The organism is Mesorhizobium sp. M2A.F.Ca.ET.039.01.1.1 (assembly GCF_003998035.1).
Taxonomy (GTDB): Bacteria; Pseudomonadota; Alphaproteobacteria; order Rhizobiales; family Rhizobiaceae; genus Mesorhizobium.
The window spans coordinates 1-5,331 of sequence record NZ_RZRY01000449.1 but is presented as its reverse complement, the minus strand read 5'-3'; the positions used below and the strand labels follow the sequence as shown (position 1 = coordinate 5,331).

Genomic DNA, 5,331 nt, shown 5'->3' with positions numbered 1-5,331 from the left:
CTGCGAGACCTGCTTGTTGAGGTCGTAGTCTGCCGAGACGGACGTCACCTCGACCTTCGGATTGATCTTTTTGGCCGCGTCCTCGATGCCCTTGATGGTGGCGACGAAGAAGGGGTTGCCGAGCAGGCCGACCGAGATGCCGACCTTGTTGAGGTCCTTGGCCGATGCCGGCGCGACGGCGAGGGCCGCGAGGGCCGTGCCGCAGAGAAGTTTGGCGATGGTCTTCATTTACTTGCTTCCTCCGATTGCCCCGCGCCTCTCACGGTGCGTTACACACAATCCGGCTCATCTTGGCCGGCGACCAAGGTCAATCACGTTCTTGCTCCGGCCTGGAGCCGGTAACGGTCGAGGGCGACCGCCACGATGATGACCAAACCCTTGATGATGTACTGCCAGATGTCCGAGACACCGGCCAAAATGAGCCCGTTGGAGAGCACGGCGATGATGAGGCCGCCGATCAGCGTGCCCCAGATCGACCCGACGCCGCCGACGAAGCTGGTGCCGCCGAGAATGACGGCGGCGATGGCGTCGAGCTCGTAGGACTGGCCGAGTTGCAGGCCGTTGGCGGCGTAGAGCCTGGCCGCCGACATGACGCCGCCGAGACCCGCGAGCAGGCCCGACACGCCATAGACGAAGAGCAGCACCAGCGGCACCTTGATGCCGGTGAGGCGCGCCGCCTCGGCATTGCCGCCCACGGCATAGATCCAGGTGCCGAGCACGGTGCGCTTGAGCACCAGCCAGGACAGCACCACCACCGTCAGCGCGATGATGACGAGCCACGGAATGCCGAACAGCGAGCCATTGCCGATGAAATCGAAAGGCAGGTCGGAATTGAACACCGTCGTGTCCTCGCCGAGCAGGCGGGCGACGCCGCGCACGGCGGTGAGCGAGCCCAGCGTGACGATGAAGGGCGGCAGCTTGATATAGGCGACAAGCAGCCCGTTGATGACGCCGAAGCCGAGGCCGAGCAGAATGGCGGCCGGAATGCCGAGCATGCCCCAGTCCGGCACCAGCGACACCAGCACCGCGACCATCGCCGAGGCGGCGAGGATCGAGCCGACGGAGAGGTCGATGCCGCCGGTGAGGATGACGAAGGTCATGCCGGCGGCGAGCACGATATTGATCGACGACTGCTGGCTGACGATGAGCAGGTTGGTGCCGGTAAGGAAGCGCGGGTTGATGAACTGGAAGCCGACGGCAAGCAGCACCAGAACCGGCAGCATGCCGAGCGCGGCGAAGGCCGTGCGCAGCCGCCGGCTCCTGACCACTGCCTGATCCGCCGATTTCGCCACCGTTGAGCTGTCGGTCATCTTGTCGGTCCTTCCTGGGCCGCTCCCGTCGCAAGTTCCATGATCTCTTCCTGACGCAGCGGTCTGCCCTCCGACGCCGTCACCTCGCCGGCGATGGCGCCGTCGCGCATCACCAGCACGCGGTCGGCTACGCCGATCACTTCGGGCAGCTCGCTGGAGATCATCAGGATGGCGATGCCCCTGCCAGCAAGGCTGTCGATCAGCCGGTAGATCTCCGACTTGGCGCCGACGTCGACGCCGCGCGTCGGCTCGTCGAGGATGACGACCTTGGGCTCGGTCTCCAGCAGGCGGGCAAGCAGCACCTTCTGCTGGTTGCCGCCCGACAGCGAGCCGGCATTGGCCTGCGCCGAGCGCGTGCGGATCGAGAGGTCCGCAATAGCCTTTGCCGCGCGCCTGTCGGCGGCGGTGAAATCGCGAAAACCGCCGGCGCGCGCGTCCTTCGCAAGCACGCCCATATTGATGTTGTCCGCGATCGACATGTCGAGGAACAGGCCGAGCTCCTTGCGGTCCTCGGTGAGGTAGGCAATGCCGGCCTCCAGCGCCTCGCGCGGCGAAGCAATGGCAAGGGGCTTGCCGTCGAGTTCCAACTCGCCTGCACTGCGGCGGTCGGCGCCGAAGATCAGCCGGGCAAGCTCGGTGCGGCCGGAACCGACCAGCCCCGCCAGCGCCAGGACTTCGCCGTGGTGAAGATCGAACGAGCAGTCCTTCAGCAATCCGCCGTCCGACATGCCGCGCACCGACAGCGCCACGCGGCGCTGTCGGTCCGGCGGCCGGTGATCCTTCTTGTAGAAGGCCGAGAGATCGCGGCCGACCATCATCGAGACCAGGCGCGATGCGTTGAGGTCGGCGCGCTCGAGGGTGCCGACATAGCCGCTGTCGCGCAATACGCTGACCCGATCGGCGAGCTGGTAGACCTCTTCCATGCGATGGCTGATGTAGATGATGGCGATGCCCTGCGCCTTCAGCGTCGCGATCACCTCGAACAGGCGGTCGGTTTCGCGCGAGGTCAGCGAGGTGGTCGGCTCGTCCATGACGATGATGCGGGCACTGGTCGACAGCGCGCGGGCGATCTCGACCAGCTGGCGCTCGCCGAGCGACAGGCTGGAGACCAGGGCGCGCGCCGAAAAGGAAACGCCGAGCCGCTCGACGATTTCCCTGGCGCGGCGGTTGCACTGGTCGCGATCGACGATGCCGAACCTGCGCGGCTCGTTGCCGAGGAAGATGTTCTGCGCCACCGTCAGGTTCGGCGCCAGCGAAAGTTCCTGGTAGATGACGGCGATGCCCTGGGCGCGGGCCTTGATCGGATCGCCGGTGGCGACCGGCGTGCCGTCGATCAGGATCTCGCCGCCGGCATCCGGCCGATAGGCGCCGGACAGCACCTTCATGAGCGTCGATTTGCCGGCGCCGTTCTCGCCCATCAGCGCATGCAGCTCGCCGGCATTGACGGTGAGCGATACGTCCTGCAGGGCGCGGACGGGACCGAAGGTCTTGGAGATGTGGCGCATCTCCAGCACCGGCCTTTGCGGCGCCTCGACACGGGCGGCGGCGGTCATTGCGCACCTCCTGCCGCCGCGCCTGCTATGTGGCGTCCGGCAATGAGGGCACGCCAGTCGTCGCGGTAGCGGTCCAGACCCTTGAAGTCCGCGGCGCGTACCGGCTCCGGAGTCTCGGCGGCGAACTCGCGGCCAACGCTCTCGAAGGCGAGCGCGGCCGCGCCCGTGGCGCTGCCTTCCAGCGTGGCGCCCTGCATGAAGGGTTGGCCCGGCCGCAGCGCGGCCAGGAGGGCGACAAGCAGACCGCTGGCGTTCAGCCCGCCATCGACGATGACGGTGTTGCTTGAACGGATCAGATCGAGCGACAGATCGATCATCAATGCCACGTAGAGCAGTGCCACGGCCGCGCGCTCCTCGGCATCGGAAACCGGTCCGACGATTTCGCCCGTCAGGCCCGACAGCGGTCCGCCCGGGGCAAAGCTCGGCAGGGCCATGGTGCCGGCGACGATCGCGCGCTGTATCGAGGCCGGCGCGATCGAGCCCCCCCAATTGCCGCTGATCGCTGCGAATTCGCGCCCGCCCATGAAGCGGATCGTGGGCACCGGGCCGCCATCAACATCGACATTGACCAGCATGTCGCGTTCGCGGTCGAGCGCCTCGAGCGGGCAGTCCGGGTTGAGCACGATCACCCAGGTGCCGGTCGACACTACGGTGAGCGGCCCGAGTTCCTGCCGGCGATAGGCATGGAGCGCGGCGTTGCTGTCATGGACGCCGTTGTGAATGGCGACCGGCTTGCCGGCCCGGCCAAAGCGCCGCTCGCCGGTCACGGCGCCGGCGCGCGCGAAGGCGGGCATTTGACCACGCCAGCCCTCGGCGTCGACCAGCGAGGAGAAGTCGCGCTTGCGCGGCGCCCACAGATGCGAGTGGCAGCCGAGATAGGAGACCTCCGAAACGGCGCGGCCGCCGAAGCGCCAGCTCCAATATTGCGGATAGCCGAGGATCGCCTTCGCCGCCGAGAAGGCGCCGGGCTCCACTTCCTTCAGCCACAACATGTGGCGGCCATAGTTGAAGCCGAGCGGCAGGCGCGGCGAGAAGGTCTCGGCGAAATCGGGAATGCGGCGATCGATCCGCGCGGCGATATCGGCCGGCGGCTCCTGCTCATAGTCGAGGATCGGATGCGTCAGCGCCGTATCGTCGACCAGCGCGAAGGTGCAGCCATGGCCCGACACCATCAGACCTCCGATGCCGTGGGCATCGGCGGCTTTGTTGACGGCGTCCAGCGCCCAGTCATGCAGCGCCGCTTCGTCAAGCACACTGAGGCCGCCCTTACCTATCCAGTCGGGTTTCGTGCGCCGTTCGTCGACGATGCGCCCGTCCTGCCCGAAGACGAACAGCTTCGAGTTGGTCTTGCCGAAATCGAGCACCGCCATCTTCACTGGACGGCTCCCGAAGGCGAGGCGATACGCACGGTGACGCCGGCATCTTCCAGCATGCGCGCATCGGCGTCGGAAAGGCCGTCATCGGTCACCAGCGTGCCGATGCGCGACAGCGGCAGCGCGACGTTGCGGGCATGGATCGACAGCTTGCGGCTGTCGGCCAGCACCACGATCTGGTCGGCGCAGAGACTGAGATCGACGATCGAGCGCACCAGCAGCGGATGCGATTCCAGCACGCCCTCATGGCCGAGGCCCTGCGCGCCGAGAAAGAACTTCGAGGCATAGAAGGGCGTGGCCTGGGTGAGCGAATGGATGATGCCGGGTTCGCGGTGCAGATCGCCGCCGGCGATGGTCAGGCTGCAGTGGCCATGGTCGCTGAGATAGGCGGCGAGCGGCATGGAATTGGTGAAGAGGCGGATGTTGCGGTCGGCGAGCTTGACGCCGAGATGGAAGCAGGTCGAGCCGCCATTGACGATGACCGCATCGCCGTCGCGCACCATGGTGGCGGCGACAGCGGCGATCTGCCGTTTGGCATCGACCGCCAGATCTCGGTTCTCGTCATAGGGCCTGGCATAGGCGATGCCGGCTTGCGAGGCGCCGTCGAGCGCCGAGATGCCGCCATAGACCTTCCTGGCCTCGCCAGCCTCGTCGATCTTGTCGATGTCGCGCCTGACCGTCGCCGCCGAGACGCCGAGACGCTCCTGCAGCTCGCGCACCGAGGCGAACGGCCGGTCCCGCAATAGCTCGACGATCTGACGCTGGCGGCCGGAGTCGCTCAACTTTTTCCTCCCGACAATGCCATTTGCACGGCAATTGGTGCAACTTACTCAACATCGGGCGGAATGCAAGCCAGTTTTGATGATAGTAGATCACAGTTGACGTAGATCGCTCGCATCTGCGATATCATCACCAATCATTCTCCCGTGACGGGAGATCGTGCGAGACCGACCGAGCCGTTGGAGGAAGATCGCCATGGCGACCACAGTTGATGCGCAGGAGCTGGCTGCCTTGCGGGCGCTTTCGGCCGCCATCGGCGCCGATCCGCACCTGACCCAGGCAGCCGGCGGCAACACATCGCTGAAGGCAGGCGAC

4 protein-coding genes and 2 pseudogenes are annotated in these 5,331 nt (G+C 66.5%); 1 reads left to right on the top strand and 5 read right to left on the bottom strand.

Features of this window, described 5'->3' with window-relative positions; all coding sequences use genetic code 11:
* From EOA24_RS26460 to EOA24_RS26440, 5 genes and pseudogenes are all read right to left on the bottom strand, one after another.
* Window positions 1-228, bottom strand: a pseudogene (locus EOA24_RS26460) (ABC transporter); the annotation flags it as partial.
* A gap of 83 nt (window positions 229-311) precedes the next feature.
* The gene (locus EOA24_RS26455; RefSeq protein WP_126079815.1) at window positions 312-1,310 is read right to left on the bottom strand and encodes a ribose ABC transporter permease; all 999 of its coding nucleotides are present in this window, start codon (window positions 1,308-1,310) and stop codon (window positions 312-314) included.
* Window positions 1,307-2,863: a sugar ABC transporter ATP-binding protein gene (locus EOA24_RS26450; protein ID WP_127410227.1), complete on the bottom strand. Its 1,557-nt coding sequence runs from the start codon at window positions 2,861-2,863 to the stop codon at window positions 1,307-1,309. The genes EOA24_RS26455 and EOA24_RS26450 overlap by 4 nt, the downstream gene beginning before the upstream one ends.
* Entirely contained in the window at window positions 2,860-4,239 is a 1,380-nt protein-coding gene (locus tag EOA24_RS26445) for a carbohydrate kinase (RefSeq protein WP_127410226.1), read from the bottom strand. The genes EOA24_RS26450 and EOA24_RS26445 overlap by 4 nt, the downstream gene beginning before the upstream one ends.
* Entirely contained in the window at window positions 4,236-5,018 is a 783-nt protein-coding gene (locus EOA24_RS26440) for a DeoR/GlpR family DNA-binding transcription regulator (protein WP_127257979.1), read from the bottom strand. Before EOA24_RS26440 ends, EOA24_RS26445 begins: the two co-directional genes overlap by 4 nt.
* Window positions 5,019-5,211: 193 nt before the next feature.
* Here EOA24_RS26440 and EOA24_RS43285 point away from each other — a divergent pair.
* Window positions 5,212-5,331: pseudogene (locus tag EOA24_RS43285) on the top strand (class II aldolase); the annotation flags it as partial.